Source organism: Sphingomonas sp. SORGH_AS_0879, from assembly GCF_030819175.1.
Taxonomy (GTDB): domain Bacteria; phylum Pseudomonadota; class Alphaproteobacteria; order Sphingomonadales; family Sphingomonadaceae; genus Sphingomonas.
The window spans coordinates 3,514,783-3,533,013 of record NZ_JAUTBJ010000002.1; the positions used below are offsets into that span (position 1 = coordinate 3,514,783).

Annotated in this window: 15 protein-coding genes; 7 read left to right on the top strand and 8 right to left on the bottom strand. The window is 67.8% G+C overall.

The features are described 5' to 3' along the window. Nucleotides 1-46: 46 nt before the first annotated feature. On the top strand, nt 47-1,024 hold the full coding sequence (locus QE379_RS16420) for an aldose epimerase family protein (protein WP_307002148.1): 978 nt from the start codon (nt 47-49) through the stop codon (nt 1,022-1,024). Here QE379_RS16420 and QE379_RS16425 read toward each other — a convergent pair. From QE379_RS16425 to QE379_RS16445, 5 genes are read right to left on the bottom strand one after another with little or no spacing between them, the layout of a single operon-like run. Continuing rightward, nucleotides 1,019-1,735 (bottom strand): SDR family NAD(P)-dependent oxidoreductase, encoded by a 717-nt coding sequence (locus QE379_RS16425; RefSeq protein WP_307002149.1) that lies wholly within the window; start codon nt 1,733-1,735, stop codon nt 1,019-1,021. The genes QE379_RS16420 and QE379_RS16425 overlap by 6 nt on opposite strands. After that, a complete protein-coding gene (dgoD, locus tag QE379_RS16430; protein ID WP_307002150.1) occupies nt 1,729-2,874 on the bottom strand; it encodes a galactonate dehydratase in 1,146 nt (381 codons plus the stop codon). Before dgoD ends, QE379_RS16425 begins: the two co-directional genes overlap by 7 nt. Before the next feature lies 1 nt (nt 2,875). Next, nucleotides 2,876-3,856: an L-arabinose ABC transporter permease AraH gene (gene araH, locus QE379_RS16435; RefSeq protein WP_307002151.1), complete on the bottom strand. Its 981-nt coding sequence runs from the start codon at nt 3,854-3,856 to the stop codon at nt 2,876-2,878. Next, complete coding sequence (araG, locus tag QE379_RS16440; protein WP_307002153.1) at nt 3,853-5,373, bottom strand: L-arabinose ABC transporter ATP-binding protein AraG; 1,521 nt, start codon at nt 5,371-5,373, stop codon at nt 3,853-3,855. Before araG ends, araH begins: the two co-directional genes overlap by 4 nt. Next, nucleotides 5,370-6,362 carry a substrate-binding domain-containing protein gene (locus QE379_RS16445; RefSeq protein WP_307002155.1) on the bottom strand — a complete coding sequence of 331 codons (993 nt, stop codon included), beginning with the start codon at nt 6,360-6,362 and terminating at the stop codon, nt 5,370-5,372. The genes araG and QE379_RS16445 overlap by 4 nt, the downstream gene beginning before the upstream one ends. A gap of 76 nt (nt 6,363-6,438) precedes the next feature. On the opposite strand from QE379_RS16445, the gene QE379_RS16450 reads away from it, so the two are divergent. Both QE379_RS16450 and QE379_RS16455 read left to right on the top strand, forming a co-directional pair. Then, nucleotides 6,439-7,296: an SMP-30/gluconolactonase/LRE family protein gene (locus QE379_RS16450; RefSeq protein ID WP_307002156.1), complete on the top strand. Its 858-nt coding sequence runs from the start codon at nt 6,439-6,441 to the stop codon at nt 7,294-7,296. 43 nt (nt 7,297-7,339) lie between these two features. Further along, nucleotides 7,340-8,068, top strand: a complete 729-nt coding sequence (locus tag QE379_RS16455; protein ID WP_267433485.1) for a FadR/GntR family transcriptional regulator — start codon at nt 7,340-7,342, stop codon at nt 8,066-8,068. Here QE379_RS16455 and QE379_RS16460 read toward each other — a convergent pair. Beyond that, nucleotides 8,065-10,290, bottom strand: coding sequence for a penicillin acylase family protein (locus QE379_RS16460; protein ID WP_307002158.1), 2,226 nt, complete (start codon nt 10,288-10,290; stop codon nt 8,065-8,067). The two genes, QE379_RS16455 and QE379_RS16460, sit on opposite strands and share 4 nt — an antisense overlap. Before the next feature lie 69 nt (nt 10,291-10,359). Between QE379_RS16460 and QE379_RS16465 the strand changes: the two genes are divergently transcribed. Both QE379_RS16465 and QE379_RS16470 read left to right on the top strand, forming a co-directional pair. Next, a complete protein-coding gene (locus QE379_RS16465) occupies nt 10,360-11,733 on the top strand; it encodes a hypothetical protein (protein WP_307002160.1) in 1,374 nt (457 codons plus the stop codon). 187 nt (nt 11,734-11,920) lie between these two features. Next, the gene (locus QE379_RS16470) at nt 11,921-13,078 is read left to right on the top strand and encodes an alpha/beta hydrolase-fold protein (protein WP_307002162.1); all 1,158 of its coding nucleotides are present in this window, start codon (nt 11,921-11,923) and stop codon (nt 13,076-13,078) included. Between the two features lie 35 nt (nt 13,079-13,113). Here the strand turns inward: QE379_RS16470 and QE379_RS16475 are convergent, their stop codons facing one another. After that, nucleotides 13,114-14,088 carry an SMP-30/gluconolactonase/LRE family protein gene (locus QE379_RS16475; protein WP_307002164.1) on the bottom strand — a complete coding sequence of 325 codons (975 nt, stop codon included), beginning with the start codon at nt 14,086-14,088 and terminating at the stop codon, nt 13,114-13,116. A gap of 258 nt (nt 14,089-14,346) precedes the next feature. Between QE379_RS16475 and QE379_RS16480 the strand changes: the two genes are divergently transcribed. Next, complete coding sequence (locus tag QE379_RS16480; RefSeq protein WP_373461812.1) at nt 14,347-15,717, top strand: glycoside hydrolase family 27 protein; 1,371 nt, start codon at nt 14,347-14,349, stop codon at nt 15,715-15,717. A gap of 71 nt (nt 15,718-15,788) precedes the next feature. Here QE379_RS16480 and QE379_RS16485 read toward each other — a convergent pair whose 3' ends face one another. After that, on the bottom strand, nt 15,789-16,934 hold the full coding sequence (locus QE379_RS16485; protein WP_307002165.1) for a cellulase family glycosylhydrolase: 1,146 nt from the start codon (nt 16,932-16,934) through the stop codon (nt 15,789-15,791). A 145-nt stretch (nt 16,935-17,079) separates the two neighbouring features. Here QE379_RS16485 and QE379_RS16490 point away from each other — a divergent pair, with 145 nt between their 5' ends. Next, entirely contained in the window at nt 17,080-18,063 is a 984-nt protein-coding gene (locus QE379_RS16490; RefSeq protein WP_307002168.1) for a family 43 glycosylhydrolase, read from the top strand. The last annotated feature ends 168 nt before the right edge of the window (nt 18,064-18,231 follow it).

Below are 18,231 nucleotides of genomic sequence, written 5' to 3' on the forward strand. Positions count from 1 at the left end.
ATGGAGGGGGGAGACCATGACGGCTTCCCCCTCCCCTTCACCGTTCATGTCCGGGATCGACAGCTTCATCCTCCGCCGCGACGGCGGTATCCGCGTCACGCTGACCAATCTGGGCGCGACGCTGATGGCGATCGATGCGCCGGACCGGCATGGTCGCCATGCGAACGTCCTGCTCGGCCATGCGCGGGTGCGGGACTATCCCGCCGCCGGTGCGCCGGGGCCCGACGCCTATATGGGGGCGACGTGCGGGCGCTATGCCAATCGGATCGCGGGCGCGACCTTCCCGCTGGACGGCGGGATCGTCCGGTTGGTGGCGAATGACGGGCCCAACCATCTCCATGGCGGCATACCCGGCTTTCACCGGGCGATCTGGCGGGTGGAACGGGCGGAGGCGACGCGCCTCGTCCTGGCGCACCACAGCCCGGATGGCGATGCGGGCTGGCCCGGCGCGCTGCATGTCACCGCCACCTTCCTGCTCCCCACGCCGGACCGGTTGCGGGTCGAGTATCGGGCGACGACCGACCGTCCGACGCACGTCAATCTGGTCAGCCATCCCTATTTCAACCTGTCGGGCGATCCGGCGACGACGATCCACGATCACCGCCTGCGCATCGCCGCCGACCATGTCCTGTCGATCGACGAGGCCGCGCTGCCGACCGGGGAGCGCCAGCGCGTCGGGGGAACGCCCTTCGACTTTCGGACCTCGCGGCCGATCGGTCGGGGTGTCCATCCCGGATACAACCACAACTACTGCCTGGCCGGGGACGGCCTGCGCGAAGTCGCCTGGCTCGACCATCCCGCCAGCGGCCGGAACCTGACGATCACGACCGACCGGCCGGGACTGCAATTCTATGACGGATACGCCTTGTCGGGCGCGTTCGCACCGCATGAAGGGCTGTGCCTGGAGGCGCAGGGCTGGCCGGACGCGGTCCACCATCCGCAATTTCCCTCCAGCCGCCTCGATCCCGGTAATCGCTGGCAGGCGGTTACCGAATGGCGCTTCGGCGTGACCCCGGCGTCATAACCGCCCCATCCTGCCGCCATCGGCAACCAGCTCCGCGCCGGACACGAAGCGCGCCCCATCCGAGGCGAGGAACAGCGCAAGCGAGGCGATATCCGCCGGTGTGCCGATATCGGCGGGATCGATCACCTCGATCCCCGCCGCGATGTTCGGGCTGGCGCGCAGCAGCGGCGTGTCGATCGCGCCGGGCAGGATCGCGTTGCAGCGGATGCCGCGCGCCGCCCCCTCGATCGCGGTCGATCGCGTCAGGCTGACCAGCGCGGCCTTGGATGCGGCATAGGATGCGACCTCGGCGGAGGTGCGATGGGCATGGATCGACGCCACGTTCACGATCGCCCCGCCCGACGGCATGTGGCGCAACGCGTGGCCGGTGAACAGCGCCGGCGCGATCAGGTTGACCGCCAGCAAGCGCTGCCAGTCGGCGGCGTCCTGTTCCGTGATCGGCTTGTAGATCATGATCCCGGCGACGTTGACCAATATGTCGAACCGCCCGAACCGGTCGAGCGTCGCCGCCACCGCCCGGTCGACAGCGGTCGGGTCGGCGATGTCGCACGCGATCGCCAAATGCCGGTCGTCGTGGCGCAGTGCATCGGCAGTGCGGTCGACCATCGCGACCGCCGCCCCCGCTTCCGCCAGCGCCTTGGCGATCGCCCCGCCGATGCCGCCGCCCGCACCGGTGACGATCGCCCCCCTGCCATCGAACCCCGTCACCATTCGCGAAGACTCCCGTCGGTGCCGCGCCATACCGGATTGCGCCAGCGATGCGGAACCCGTGCCGCGTCGCGCACCCGCGCCTCGTCGATCGTCACGCCCAGTCCCGGTCCGCGCGGCACGGCGACGCGGCCATTGCGCACGGTCAGCACCTCCGGATCGCTCAGATAGGTCAGCAGATCGGCATCGGCCTGGTTATAATGGATGCCGAGCGAGATTTCCTGGATCACGAAATTGGGCGTCGTAGCCGCGACCTGGAAACAGGCGGCCAGCGCCAGCGGTCCCAACGGGCAATGCGGGGCGAGCGCCACGTCATAGGCCTCGGCCATGGCGGCGATCCGGCGCCCCTCCGAAATGCCACCGGCATGGGCCAGATCGGGCTGCGCCACATCGATGACCGCGCGCTCGAAAAAGGGTTTGAAATCCCACCGCGAATAAAGCCGCTCGCCCATCGCCAGCGGCACCGTGGACTGGGCAGCGATCTGCGCCAGCGCTTCGGGGTGTTCGCCCAGCAGCACCTCCTCGACGAACAGCGGGCCGAGCGGGGCCAGCGCCTCCACCAGCCGCCGCGCAACCGGTTTGTGGACCCGGCCGTGGAAATCGATGCCCACGTCCATCCCCGTCTCGCGCACCATCGCCAGCCGTTCGACGGCGGCATCGACCGCGCTGGGGCTGGCCAGCCATTCCATCTCCTCCGACCCGTTCATCTTGATCGCGTCGAACCCTTGCGCCTTGCGGGTAAGCGCGGCGGCGGCGACGTCGCTCGGCCGGTCGCCGCCGATCCAGGCATAGACGCGGATGCTGTCGCGCACGCGCCCGCCCAGCAGGTCATGGACCGGTACGCCCAGCGCCCGCCCGCGCAAGTCCCACAAAGCCATGTCGATGCCGGAGATCGCCGACATCAGCACCGGGCCGCCGCGATAGAAGCCCAGGCGATAGAGCATCTGCCACGCATCCTCGATCCGGTCGGCGTCATGGCCGATCAGCCGGTCGCGCGCGGCGTCCAGCGCCCCCGCCACCGCCTCCGCATGGCCCTCCAGACTGGCCTCGCCCCAGCCGACGCTGCCGTCGTCGCACTCGATCCGCACGAACAGCCAGCGCGGCGGCACGAGAAAATGTTCGATCCTGGCGATGCGGGCCATGTCAGCGAATGCTCCGTTCGGGGGCCGCGCGCGTCAGCGACAGGCGCGGCAGGCGCCCCGTCTGACGCAGCCGGTCGGCGATGACCGCGATCAGCAGGATGCCGCCGCGCACGACATATTGATAGAAGGTGGGGATGTTCAGCAGGTTCAGCGCATTTTGCGCCGCGCCCATGATGAGGACGCCGATCATCACCCCGCCGATCGTCGCGACCCCGCCCGACAACGACACGCCGCCCAGCACACAGGCCGAGATCACCGCCAGCTCCAATCCGATGCTGGTATTGGGCTGGCCGCTGGTGATGCGCGCCGCCAGGATGATACCAGCCAGCGCCGCCATCAGCCCCTGCAACGCGAACACGATGATCCGCACCCGGGTGATCGGCACCCCCGCCAGGCGCGCTGCCTCGGCATTGCCGCCGATCGCCAGGATGTTGCGACCGAACACCGTGCGGTTGAGCACGACGCCGAACAGCGCGAACCCGGCCACCATGATCCAGATCGGCCAGCCGATGCCCAGCATCCCGCCCGACCCCAGCGTATAGAAGCGCTGGAGCGGGATGGCGACGCTCTGTCCGCCCGAGGTGAGGAAGGCGAGGCCGCGCACCATTTCCATCGTCGCCAGCGTGACGATCAGGGAATTGACCTGGAAACCGGCGATCAGCACGCCGTTCACCAGCCCGACCGCCAACCCGCCGCCCAGCCCGGCCAGCACGCCCAGCGTCACGCTGCCGGTCGCGCCCATCGTCACCGCCGCCAGCACGCCCGAAAAGGCGACCGTCGAGCCGACCGACAGGTCGACTTCGCGCATCGCCAGCACGAGCATCATCGTCGCGGCGATGGTGCCGACCAGCGTGACCGACAATAACAGGCCCTGTGCGTTTCGTACCGACAGGAAGTCGGGAACGAACAGGCCGAGCGCGGCGAGCAGTAGGACGAGCAGCAGCAGCGGCCCTGCGCGCGAAAGGATCGAGGAAGGCGTCATACGGGCATCGGCTCCCTGACAGATGAAGTTGTGGATTCGGGCAGCGCTAGCCGCAGCAACGTCTCGGCATTCGCCTGTTCGCGGGGGATGACGGCGGCCAGCGTGCCTTCGCGCATCACCGCGATGCGATCGGCGACGCCCAGCACTTCGGCCATGTCGGACGAGGCGAACAGGACGCTGCCGCCCGCTTCGGCGAAGCGGTACAGCCGGTCGTAGATTTCGCTGCGCGCGCCGACATCGATACCGCGCGTCGGTTCGTCGAGCAGCAGGACGCGGGCCTCCGCCATCAGCCAGCGGCCGATCACTGCCTTTTGCTGGTTGCCGCCCGACAATTGCGCGATCGGCGTCTCGGCGCTGGCGGTCTTGACCCGCATATCGGCGATGACCGCCGCCGCGCCGTTGCGTTCGGCACGGCGCCGCAGCCACGGCGTACCGCCCCGCAGGTTACGCCAAGCCATCGCGATATTCTCCCGCACAGAGGCCAGCGGGATCAGCCCGGCGTCCTTGCGATCCTCTGGGCACAGGCCCAGGCCGGCGGCGATCGCCGCACGCGGCTCGCCGGGCGGCAGTACGACACCATCGCGCAACACCCGTCCCGCGCTCGGTCGTGCCGCGCCGTACACCAGCCGGAACAGCTCGGAACGCCCCGCCCCGACCAGCCCGAACAGGCCCAGTATCTCTCCCTCGGCCACCTGCAACGACAGCGGCGCGCGGACCCCCGGCCCCGTGATGCCGTCGATCGTCAACGCCTCGCGCCCCCTTGCGCGGGGGCGATAGTGATAGATGTCGGCGATCTCTCGTCCGGCCATCGCGGCGATCAGCCGGTCGGCGTCGCTGGGACCGATCGGCGAGACATCGGTCACATGACGCCCGTCGCGCAGCACCGTGGCGCTGTCGGCCAGGGCATAGACCTCTTCCATCCGGTGGCTGACATACAGGATCGCCGCACCGCCCGCGCGCAATTCGCCGATGATCGCCATCAGTCGGTCCGTCTCGCGCGCGCTCAGCGAACTGGTCGGCTCGTCGAACGCGATGATGCGGGCGTCGCGCAGCAGCGCGCGGCCGATCTCGACCATCTGACGCTGGCCGATCGACAGGCTGCCGAGCCGCGTGTCCGGCGCGATCTCCTCGCCCAGCCGGGCCAGCACCGAAGCGGCGCGGGCGTGCAGATCCGCGCGATCGACCCAGCCGCCCCGCGCGGGCAGCGTACCGAGCATCAGATTCTCGGCGACCGACAGGTCGGGCACGAGTTGCAATTCCTGATGGATGATCGCGATTCCGGCATCCTGCGCGTCGCGCGGTCGGTGAAAGGCACAAGGCCGCCCATCGACCGCCAGCGTACCGGCATCGGGGCGATACTGGCCAGACAGGATCTTCAGCAGCGTCGACTTGCCCGCGCCATTCTCGCCGATCAACGCGCGCACCTCGCCCGCCGCGACGGTGAAGGATATGTCGTCGAGCGCGACAACGCCGGGAAACCGCTTGCCGACATGATCGAAGCGCAACCGTTCGCTCATGCCATCGCCTCCTCGGCCAGGATGCGGCGGAAATTGCCGCGATCGAGCAGGACCCCGCTGGTCAGCGTGAGCGGCGGCGGGGCCAGACCGTCGCGAACCCAGCGCGCCACCGCCGCCGCCGTGTCATATCCATGCCGCCGCGCGCTGAGCAGCACGGTGGCGAAGAAGCCGGTCGGGACGGGCTTGGCCAGTTCGGCGATCGCCGCCTCCGATCCGCCGATACCGATGCCGATCAACGCGGCGGGCGACAGGCGCAATCCTTCGGCGGCGCGCACCCCGCCAACGACCGTCTCGTCATTGAGGCCTAGGATGATCCAATGGTCGATATCGGCATGCGCGGTCAGCACCGGCGCGGCGGCGGTGAACGCCCCCTCGGTATCGGTGGTCCGTTGCGGCGCATCGAACACACGCGCGAAGCCCGCCGCCCGCAACGCGCCGACCGCGCCAGCCGTGCGTTCGCGCCCGGTGTCGAGACTGTCATAGGCGATGCGCAACACGCCCGTGGTCGCGGGGGACCAGCCACGCCGCCCCGCCTCCGCCGCCGCCGCACGCCCTGCGACTTCGCCGATCGCGGTCGCCGAAATGCCGACATGCGGCACCGATTCGATCGGCTGTCCGTCCGCGCCGATCAGCCGGTCGTCGACCGATAGCAGCTTCATTCCCGTCCGCGCGGCGAACCCCGCAATGGCCGGGCCCAGCCGGGGATCGGGCGTGCAGATGACCAAGCCCCCGGCATAACGCGCATAGAGGGTCCACAAGGCGGAGAGCAGCCGGTCGCCATCCTCCGCGCCGATCTCGATGACCGAAAAGCCCAGATGGCGCGCCGCCGCGCGGGCGAAGCGCCACTCGTCCTGAAACCATTGTTCCTGCGGCATCTTCACGACGAAGCCGATCCGCACGCCGTCCGCTGCGGCAGAACAACCGCCCAGCGTGCCGCCCAGCGTCGTGGCGGCCAACGTGCCCAGCATCGCCCTGCGCGTGCTTATCATCGTGCCGCCCCCTCTCCTATCGGCTTGCATCCTTCCGCTCGTTATATATCATATTTATTGAAGGGAAAGGGCCAAGATGACCGATTTCGAGATCGTGGCGCGCGACGGCGTCGACCAACTGGGCGAAGGACCACTGTGGCGGGTGGCGGACCGGAGCCTCTGGTGGGTCGATATCGTCGCCCCGGCGCTCAACCGGCTGACGGTGGCGACCGGCGCGGTCGAACGCTGGGCGATGCCCGAACCGATCGGCTGGGTGGTGGAACGCGCGGGCGGCGGCCTGCTCGCCGGGTTCCGCAGCGGGATCGCGGCGCTCGACCCCGACAGCCTTGCGATCGACTTCTGGGTCGCGCCCGAGCCGGACCGGCCGCACAACCGGCTGAACGACGCGAAGGTCGATGCGACCGGACGGCTGTGGTTCGGGTCGAAGGACGATCGCGATCTCGACGACAGCGGCGCACTCTATGCGATGGGTGCGGATCGCCGACCGAGGCGGCATGACGACGGCTATCGGGTCGCCAACGGCCCCGCCTTCTCGCTCGACGGGCGTTTCCTCTACCATGCCGACAGCGGACGGCGTGTCGTCTATCGTTTTGCCGTCGATGAGGACGGAGCGCTCGCCGAGCGTGTCCCGTTCCTAACCTTCGACCCGGCATGGGGCTATCCCGACGGCATGACCGTCGATGCGCAGGACTGTCTGTGGGTCGCGCACTGGGGTGGCGGCGCGATCAGCCGGTTCGATCCTGAGGGGCGACGGATGCAGACGGTGGCGCTGCCCGCGACCAATGTGACCAGTTGCACATTCGGCGGGGCGGGACTCGATCGGCTTTACGTCACATCGGCGGCGATGACGTCGCCGGGGATGCCGGCGGATGGGGCGCTGTTCGTGCTGGAGGTCGGCGTCGGCGGCCGTCCCGCCACGGCGTTCGCCGGGTAAAGCCCGCTTGGCGCATTCTTGTCGCATGCCCTATGGGAAGGAGATGACAGAGGAATCCGGATCGCATGACGGCCGCAACCTGACCGCAAAGATCGTCGACGATCTCGGCCTGGCCATCGTCACCGAGCATTTCCGGTCGGGATCGCCCTTCCCGACCGAAGCGGAATTGTGCGAACGCTATGACGCCAGCCGCCCGGTCCTGCGCGAGGCGGTGAAGATGCTGGCGGCCAAGGGGCTGCTGGTCGGGCGCAAGCGGGCAGGGACTCTGGTCCAGCCGGAAGACAATTGGAACCTGCTCGACCCCGATGTGCTGCGCTGGATGTTGCAGCGTGACTTCTCTATCGACCTGTTGATCGACTTCACCGAAATCCGCCTCGCCATCGAACCGCGCGCCGCGACGCTGGCGGCGCATTCGGCGTCGGGGCCGCAGCGCGCCGCGATCGTCGCCGCGACCGAACGCATGGCCGCCGCCGACCGGGGAGAGGAAGATGCGCTGGAAGCCGATATCGCCTTCCACATCGCGGTGCTCCGGGCGAGCAACAACCGGTTCCTTCGCCAGTTCACCGACCTGACGGAGACGACGCTGCGCTTCTCGATCCGGCGGACCAACGAATATAAGGGCGTGCCCCGCGCCAGCGCACGCGACCACAAACGCGTCGCCGATGCGATCGTAGAGGGCAATGCCACACTGGCGGGCACGCGGATGTACGAACTGATCTACGGCGCGCTGGAGTTGCTGCTGGTGGCGGGAAAGCACCCGCTGCGCCCCTAGCCGCAGGGCGCGCCAGGGAGTGTCGGGGCGCGCGCCGGGGCGGCGGGACGCGGTTCGCCCGGGTGATAGGCGCGGCTCGCAATCGGTCCCAAAGGGATGGCGCGCAAATCACCGGCGGCATAGCGCACCGCCTGGTCGTCGAAATGGGGTGAAGCGGGATCGCCGCTCTGCCCACCCGCCGATACCGACCAGGCGCGCGGCCCCTGCGGCGTGAATTCGACCATCGCGACGAAGCTGTTGCCGCTGGTCCCATAGAAACAGCGCTGCCCCGCCTGCCGCTCCACGCCGAACGACGCGAGCGACCCAAAATTGCCGCTGGTGAAGGGCACGGGAACGCTCGGCGCGCGGTCGTCGAAACGCGATACGATCGCCCCGCTCAGCCGCTGGAACCGGTTGACCCGCCCCCAGGCGATCGGACCGCCGAAATCGGCATTCAGCCGCCGCCACCCATCGGCCAGCGCGGCGATCCGGTCGGCATCGATGGTGCTATCGGCCAGCCATGCGAAGATCGGGCGGCCCGCGGCCCGGGCCTTCGGCCCCTCTCGCCGCCAGAGCGCCTCGCCCCAAAAGACCGCAACGGTCGTCGCCACCGACTCCAGCCCCCAGCGACGGTCCCATGCGGTCAGCAGCGCCATCGCCTGTCGAAGCTCTTCGCGGCGTGGATCGCCCGGCGGCAAGGCGGCGAAACCACGGGCCAGCAACGGGATCTGCTGATCGAATAATGGCAGGAAGGAATCGAACGCCGCATCGCGCAGCATGGTCGGCGTGAACCGCCGATCCCCGGACAGCAGAGCCGTGGCATGCACCCCGCGCGGGTTCTCACCGAACTGGTCCATATAGCGCGGATAGTCGGCCGGCCGTGGACTATCGGCACCGGAGGCGGTCCATGGCGCGTCGTTGACGTTCATCACCCAGCCGCTGCGAGGCCGCACGACCTGCGGCAGGTCGGCGAGACGGTGCAGCCCACGCCATGCCGTCGCCGGATCGCTGCCATCGACGGGACGGGTATAATCGAACCGGTCGTCGCGGATCGGCACGAATTGCGGGTGGAGATAGGCGATCGTCCCGTCATCGGCGGCGAGGATGGTGTTGTTGGACGAATTGGCCTTGCGGTCGGCGACCCGCAAATAATCGGTCAGCGTCGTCGCCTTGGTCCGCAGCCAGCTCTGCTCCAGCGCCGGGCGCGGCGCGTTCAGCATCGCCACCGCGACCCAGCGCCCGCCTTCGCTGCGAATGATCGGCCCGTGCCGCGTCGCCAGCGTGGTGAAGACCCGTTCGCGCAAGCCGCCATCGGCCGCACGCACCAGCAGCCGCACCGTGCTTCGGGCGAAGGGCCGCCACACGGTGCCGTCGCGCCAGCGGGCCGCGTCGCCCCGCCCGCGCACCTCGACCGCAAATTCGTCGATATTGTCCACGCCGCTCGACGTATGCATCCAGCCGAGCCGCCGGTTGAACCCCTGATAGACGAAGAACTGGCCCCAGGTCGCCGCGCCATAGACCGACAACCCCTCGTCGCTGCTGACCTGTTGCTCGGAGCGGAAGAAGAAGGATGTATGCGGGTTGATCCACAACAGGGCATGGCCGCTGGCGCTGCGCGACGGGCCGATGGCGATGCCGTTCGACCCCTTGGGCTCGACCAGCCGCCCGGCATCGGCCAGCATCGGGTCCGACGCCCGACGCGCGCCGGGCGTGCCGTAAAAGGCGGCGAGCGCGGTCGGATCGACCCCGCGTTCGATATCGCCGCCGATGCTGCCTTCGGAAAAGGCCAGCGCCATCCATGGCTCGAACCGGGTGATCCGCGCCGGGCGTACCGCAGGGTGATCGGCAAGATACTGGTTCAGCCCCGCCGCCCATGCATCCATCAGCCGCCGCAGCCAGGCCGGGCTGCGGCGATATTCGGCGGGCAGGCGCGCAGGATCGACGAACAGGCGCTGACGCAGGTCCAGCCACAGGGCCGCTTCCCCCTCCACCTCCGCCAACCGACCCAGCGCGGTCAGATAATTGCGTTCGATCCGGGGAAAATCATCTTCCGCCTGGGCATAGATCATGCCGAACACCGCATCGGCATCGCTGCGGCCATGGACATGGGCGATCCCCACCTCGTCCCGGACGATGCTGACCCGTGCGGCATGGGGCGACGGCGCCGCCGCGCAGGGTAGCGCGCACGTCAGCGCCGCGCCGATCAGGAACAGCCTATGGAGGGCATGGATGCGGTGCTTCATTCGGTTCCCCTTTGCATCGCCATAAAATCATATATATTGGAACGGCGCAAGAATATGCAGGGAGCGTTCATGTCCATTCGCCTGTCCCCCGTCACCATCCCCGATTTCGGCCCGATCGACGAACCGCCCCCCCTGCCCGCCGAGCGTTACGCCGCGCGGTGCGATGCGGCGCTGGCGACGGCGGGTACGGACTGGCTGATGGTCTATGCCGATCGCGAGCATATGGCCAACGTCATGTTCCTGTCGGGGTTCGAGCCCCGGTTCGAGGAGGCGCTATTGCTGCTGGGCCCGAGCGGTACGCGGATCCTGATCACCGGCAACGAGTGCATTCCCTATGCCGCCCGCGCCGCGCTTCCGGGGCTAGAAGTGCGCCTGTCGCAGACGATGAGCCTGCTGGGCCAGGATCGCACCGCCGCGCCGCGCCTGACCGATGTGCTGCGCGACGCAGGGGTGCGGCGGGGGGCGTCGGTCGGGATCGTCGGGTGGAAATATCTGGGCGAAGAGGAATGGGACCACGACGCGGACGGACCGCCACCGCCTTTCCTGCCCGCCGCCTATCTCGGCGCGATCGCCGCCGTGGCGGGGGCGGACAGCGTATGCGATCGGACCGAGGTTCTGCTCCATCCCGAACGGGGGCAGCGGTCGATCATCGATGCCGATCAGATCGCGGTGTTCGAGGCCGCGGCGGCACGCGGCTCGGCGATGGTCTGGTCGATCCTGTCGGGACTGCGCCCCGGCGACAGCGAACGGGCGGGCGCGGCCCGGATGGGCTATGGCGGCGATCCGTTCAACGTCCATGCCATGCTCGCTTCGGGCGGGCCGTCCGACGGATCGGTGATCGGGCTGGCCAGTCCGGGCGCGCGCGTGCTGCGCAAGGGGGACGGCGTATCGACAGCCATCGGGCTATGGGGGGGCCTCAGCGCGCGTGCCGGGTTGCTCGACGATGCGAACGACGCCTTCGTCGCCACCGCCTCCGCCTATTTCGCGGGGCTGCTGGCCTGGTATCGCCATGCCCGTATCGGTTGCACCGGAGCGGCCCTGCACGATGCGGTGGTGGAAACACTCGCCGCCGGTGGGTTGCGATCGCTGCTGAATCCCGGCCATTTGACCGGGCATGAGGAATGGTCCCACACCCCCGTGCGCCCCGGTTCGACCGATCGCTTTCGATCCGGCATGCATGTCCAGGTCGACGTGATCCCGACGCCGATGCCCGATGGCTGGGCGCTGAACTGCGAAGACAGCATCGTGCTGGCCGATGCGGCGCTGCGCGCCGATCTGGCGGAGCGCCATCCGGCAGTGGCTGCGCGGATCGCGGCACGGCGGCGTTTCATGATCGACGTCATCGGGGCGGAAGTCGATGAAGCGGTGCTGCCCCTGTCGACGACACCGCTCTGCCTTCCCCCCTTATGGTTGCGCAGCGACGAGTTGCTCGTCCGCGCATAGCGTCCGGGCGGCGGTAACGCTCACCTCCCGGGCGCGATCGGCTCCTTTATCGGATGGATTTGCGGCAGGGCTTGTCTCCTGTCGCCAATCGGCTCACCATGCTTGGCACAAGGCACGGTCGGAACGGCTGGCCGACAATCACATGGGAGGATGGTCGATGAGGGTGATCCATGCCGCATTGGCAGCAATGATGATAGCGATACCGCAGGCTTATGCGCAGACGGCACCATCCCCGAACGCCTCCGCCCCCATCGTCGAGGATTTCAAACCCTCCTCGCTCAACCAGCCGGGGCAAGCCTATCCGCAGGTCAATTCGCAGGGCTATGCCCGTTTCCGCATCGTCGCCCCCGATGCAAAGGCGGTGAAGGTCAGCCTGGGTCTCGGGGGGCGCGGCGGGACCGTGTTGACCAAGGGGCCCGACGGCACATGGGTCGGCACGTCCGAAGGGCCGCTGGACGAAGGCTTCCATTATTACCACCTGACCGTCGATGGCGGGACGTTCAACGATCCGGGGACGCTCAACTTCTATGGCTCGACCCGGTGGGAGAGCGGGATCGAAATCCCGGCGCATGACGCCGATTTCTATGCGCTGAAGGACGTGCCCCATGGCCACGTCGAACAGATATTGTTCCCCTCCCCCAGCACGGGGACGCAGCGGCGCGCCTTCGTCTACACCCCGCCCGGCTATGACCGGAATGCGCGCGAGCGATATCCGGTCCTCTATCTCCAGCATGGCTGGGGCGAGGACGAAACCGCCTGGTCGAACCAGGGCCATGCCAATCTGATCATGGACAATCTGATCGCCGCCGGAAAGACGCGGCCGTTCATCATCGTCATGACCTATGGCATGACCAACGACATTCGCCCCGGCCAGCCCGGCGGATTGGCGGCATTCGATATCCGCCCGTTCCAGACGGTGCTGCTGAACGAGTTGATCCCCTATGTCGACGGGCATTTCCGTACCCTGTCGGACCAGCGCCATCGCGCCATGGCGGGCCTGTCGATGGGCGGGTTCGAGACCAAGCTGATCGCGCCCAAAAATCTCGACCGCTTCGCCTATATCGGGTTGCTCAGCGGGGGCACCGTCTCGCTGGACGACGTCAAGGCGACGCCGGGCTATCGCGACAAGGTCAAGCTGACCTTTGTCAGCTTCGGCAGCCGCGAGTTGGAGGGGGGCCGCTCGGGCCCGCCCGGTGGTCCGCGCAGCGACCCGCGCGCCAATGCCGAGGCGCTGAAACAGGCGGGGCTGAACAGCGTGTTCTTCGTCTCGCCCGATACGGGGCATGAGTTCCAGACCTGGCGGCGCAGCCTTCAGGCGATGGCGCCTTTGCTGTTCCGCGACTGAACCGGGTCGGGGCGGCTGACCCGTGCCCGCCCCGATCAGAGGATGCCCGGCGTTCGCAGGGCGATCGCATGGACGCTGTCGGTCGCGCAGAGATAGAGCGTCCGACCGTCCCGCCCGCCAAAGGCGATGTTGGCGCAGGGCTTGGGCGTCGGGATGGTGCCCAGCCGTTCGCCATCCGGGGACCAGACCCCCGCCCCCTCGGCCACACCGGCATAGACGCGCCCCGCCCGGTCCACCGCCAGCCCGTCGGGAATACCGCGTTCCAACCGCGCGAAGACCCGGCGGCGGGCCAGTTTCCGCCCGTCCACCACGTCGAAGGCCAGGATCTCGCGCGGGCCATCGAGCTTCAGCGCCCCGCCCGTCTCGCTGACGTACAGGATGCGGCCATCGGGGGAAAAGACGATGCCGTTGGGCTGGTCCATATCCCCCTCGACCATGGTCAGCGCACCCGAGGGATCGATGCGATAGACGAACCGGCCCGGCTGCTCGGGCTCGGCGCGTATTCCCTCATCGGGCACGGTGATGCCGTAGATCGGATCGGTGAACCAGACCGCACCATCGGCGGCGACCGTCAGGTCGTTGGGCGAATTGAGCCGCTTGCCCCGATAGCGATCGGCAAGAACGGTAATCCGTCCATTCGCCTCCTGCCGCACCACCCGCCGCGTCCGCTGCTCGCAGGTCAGCAGACGCCCGCGCGCGTCGAAACAATTGCCGTTGGCGTTGTTCGAAGGCGAGCGGAAAATGCCGACACCCTTGGCATCGACGCGCATCATGACGTTGCGCTTCACGTCGCTGAACACCAGAGCGTTCCTGCGGCGGTCCCAGGCCGGTCCTTCGATCCAACGCCCGCCGCTGTAGAGGGTCCGCAACGGCGCGGCGGGATCGACGATATCGGCCATGGCGGGCTGCGCCATGGCGGGGCTGGCGAAGGCCAGCAGCGAGAGGCCGGTTCCCGCCATCATCGCCCGGCGGTTGAGGATCGGACCGTCAAGGCCAGGGTCGGAATTCATCGGCATCGCATATCCTTGCGAGACTGGAGAAGGACCGCGCGGCGCGCACCGGCCGGTCGGGATGATCTTGAAAATCCACCGTAAAGACAAGCCGGACCGCACCCAAAGCCCATCCGACCCCAAATTATCCAATGTCGGACTTTATTGCCCCCGCGAGAGCCAGCTTTTCCGTCCCTAATATGGGCAAGCAAGACTTGCCGTCGCCATGATCCTCTCTACAATTGTTCGACTATAAGCGAACGACATAGGGAGTGGAGCATGACCGAAACCGGCGCGGGGATCAGCCGCAGACAGGCGCTGGCCGGAGCGGCCTGGACGGGAACCGCGATGCTTGCCAGTGGCCCGGCGCAGGGCGCGGCCCAGCCCGGATCAAGGCCCCTCGCCCAGCGGCCGCCGATGGGCTGGAATAGCTGGAACAGCTTCGCCACCACCATCACCGAGGCGCAGGCGCGCGAAACGGCGGCGATCATGCGGGAAAAGCTGCTGCCCTTCGGCTATGACATCTTCACCGTCGACATCCAATGGTATGAGCCGGAGGCGTCGAGTTACACCTACAACGCCGCGCCGGTGCCCGCGATGGACGGCCATGGCCGGTTAATCCCCGCGCCCAACCGCTTTCCCTCCAGCGCCGACGGATCGGGCTTCACCAAGCTGGCCGCCGACGTGCACGCCATGGGGATGAAGTTCGGCATCCATCTGATGCGGGGCATTCCCCGGCTGGCGGTAAGCAAGAACCTGCCGATCCTCGGTACGCGCTACCGCGCCGCCGACATCGCCGATACCGGCAGCATCTGCACCTGGAACCCCGACATGTACGGGGTCGACATGACGAAGCCGGGGGCGCAGGCCTATTATGACAGCGTCTTCGCGCTCTATGCCTCCTGGGGCGTCGATTTCGTCAAGATGGACGATATGAGCCGCCCCTATGACGCCCACGCGCCGGAGATCGAGGCGGCGCACAAGGCGATCGGCGCGACCGGTCGCCCCATCGTCCTCAGCCTGTCGCCCGGCGAAACCCCGGTCATCCGCGGCCCCCATGTCCGCCGCTTCGCACAGATGTGGCGCATCTCGGACGATTTCTGGGATGAGTGGGCGATGCTGGAGGCACAATTCACCCGGCTGGAAAATTGGACGCCCCATCGCGGACCGGGCGGCTGGCCCGATGCCGACATGCTGCCGCTCGGGCGACTGGCGCTCGGCAAGCGCGATACCAAGTTCACCCCCGACGAGCAGCGGACGCTGATGACGCTCTGGTCGATCGCGCGGTCGCCGCTGATCATGGGCGGCGATCTGCGCTATCTCGACGCGCCGACGCTGGCGCTGCTGACCAATCGCGCGGTGCTGGCGGTGAACCAGGCCTCGACCGACAACCAGCCGCACTTCGTCGAGGACGGCACCCGCATCTGGTCCGCCAAGCCCGAAGGCGCGGGCGGCGACCGTTACCTGGCGCTGTTCAACACCACCGACAAGCCGAAGGAGGTGGCGATCTCGCTGCGGCAACTGGGCCTGACCGGTGCGGTGACGGCGACCGATCTCTGGGAGGGCAGGAGCCTGGGCCGCATCACGGGCCGGATGGCGCGGACCCTGCCCGCGCATGGCGCGGGGCTGTACCGGTTGCGGGCGGGGTGACGACATTCAGCCCCCTCCCCCCTGGACAGGGGAGAGGGGCAAGGGGAGGTTGCACACGCACGGCCTATGGATCACCGCACCGCCGGAACCACCCCCTTGGGCGCCGCCGCCAGCCGCCGGATCAGGTCGGTTTCCGCCTGGCGATAGGGCGTGCCGTCGGCGCGAAACACCTCGTGGAACCAGATGGTGGGTTCCTCCAGCACATAGGGCTTCTTCCAGCTATCCCAGGGCAGCCGCGTCTGCGTCTTCCCGTCGACGAAGCCCCAGTTCATCATCGCCACATTGTACCGCTTGGCGATGGGCAGCGATCCGTCGAAAGTCGATCCGTTGCCGCGCGCCATATATTCGGTGCACAGGATCGGGCGCTTATAGGGCAGCAACTGCTTCACCCGCCGCTCGAACGTCTCGGGCCAGCTATAGTCGTGGAAGGTGATGACATCGGACTGCGACAATTGCAGCCTGTCCATCGCCGAGGTCCGCCCGCCGCCACTTCCATCGGGGGTCCAGTCATCGCCCTGCCACACGCCCGACGTCAGTGGCTGTGAAGGCTCCGATGCGCGCGCCCAGTCGAACACCTGCGCCAGCAGCGCGCGGACCAGCGGTTCCTTGCCCTCCTGCCCCTTATACTGGTCCGCGCCATTGTCGGGCTCGTTCCACAGGTCCCAGCCCAGGATGCGCGGATCGTCCTTGAACGCGCCGATCACGCCTTGGACATAAGCGCGGTATTTCCGCCAGTTCGCCCGGTCGCGAAGCCCCGCCATGCCCGGTCCCTGCACCCAGCCCGAATTGTGGACGCCGGGGATCGGCGGATGCTGCGGCCCCAGCACCGGGTTCGGGTCCCAGCAACTGTCGAACAGCACGAACAGCGGGCGGATGCCGTGCTTTTGCGCGATGGTCAGGAATGCGTCGGTGCGTCGTTTGAACCCTTCGGGGTCCTGCACCCAGAGCTGGTCGTGCAAGAACACGCGCATGGTGTTCATCCCGTTCCCCTGCGCCAATCCCAGTTCGTCATCGATCCGCCTGGGATCCCAGCTTTCGACCTGCCACATCTCCAACTGGTTGATAGCGCTGGCCGGAGTATAGTTCGCGCCGACCAGCCAGGGCTGGCGGTCATACCAGGCCCTGGCCTGCGCCTCGGTCCAGCGGCCCCGCGCCTCGGCGGGCGCGGTCGCCAGCATCGCGACGATCGCCGCCCCCAGAAACAGACGCATCCTCATCCCATCTCTCCCGCTTGGACGCCCGTGGTTCATGCCCGGGCTGTTGGTACGAATGTCCTTGATAAAGTCGGACTTATCAAGTGATGTCGAGATCGGAACGAGGCACGGCCCGGCACAGGGCACCCGTTGGAACGAGAGGATGCGGATGAAAGTGATCCCCTGTATCGCCGCCGGAATGGCGCTGGCCATGACCGGATCGGTCGCAGCAAAGAACCCGCAATTCGAAGGCGCCGATCCCCATGCAATGATGATCGGCGACGAGTTGTGGATCTTTCCCACAGGCGGTCCGGGGGGAAGCTGGGCGGCGGACCGCTTCGGCGCCTTTTCCAGCCGCGACCTGAAGAACTGGCGGCCGCGCGGCGAGTTGATCCGCCGCGACCAGATCGGATGGATCAAGGATGACGGCGCGCCCGAACATTTCCTCTGGGCGCCCGGCGTCGCGACGCGGAACGGGAAATATTATCTCTATTACTCGGTCGGTCCACAGAATCCGACACCCAGCCGGATCGGCGTCGCCGTCGCCGACAAACCGCAAGGCCCCTATCGCGACAGCGGTCGTCCGCTGATCACCGGCGGCCAGGGCTTCGAGGCGATCGATCCGATGGTCTTTCCGGATCGCAAATCGGGGAAGACCTATCTCTATGCGGGCGGCAGCGCGGGCGCGAAGCTGCGCGTCTGGGAACTGAAACCCGACATGGTCACCATCGCCCGCGAAGTCACGGTGCCCAACCCGCCCGCATTCATCGAGGGGGCGTTCATGCATGAGCGCAACGGCACCTATTACCTGTCCTACAGCCATGGCCGCTTCGACGGGCCGGACTATTCTGTCCATTACGCCACCGCCCCCTCCCCCATCGGGCCCTGGCGCTATCGCGGGCCGATCCTGACCAGCGACGACCGGCATCAGGGGCCGGGGCATCACAGTTTCGTCAGGACGCCGGACGGACGCTGGCTGATCGTCTATCACCGCTGGGACCGCGCCCCGGGGCCGGGGCCCTTCCACGGCGAGCGCGTCGTGGCGATCGACCGGATCGACTATGCCCCGGACGGCAGCATCCGTGCCGTTCGGATGACCGACGCGGATGCGCCCATCCTAAAAGCGGCACGACCCCGCCGACGTGGCGCTTAAACTTTCATTAACCATTTGAATCAATTCCGAAATCGGAATTTCGGCATCGCATCCCGGTCCGCCATGGTTCCGGCCTTCGCATAGGGGGAGGTCGCGAGCCCATGTGCGCAGATACGTGCGTGGCCTTCCCCGCCCGTCCCCGAACCGGGGACGGACATGTTATGGGAG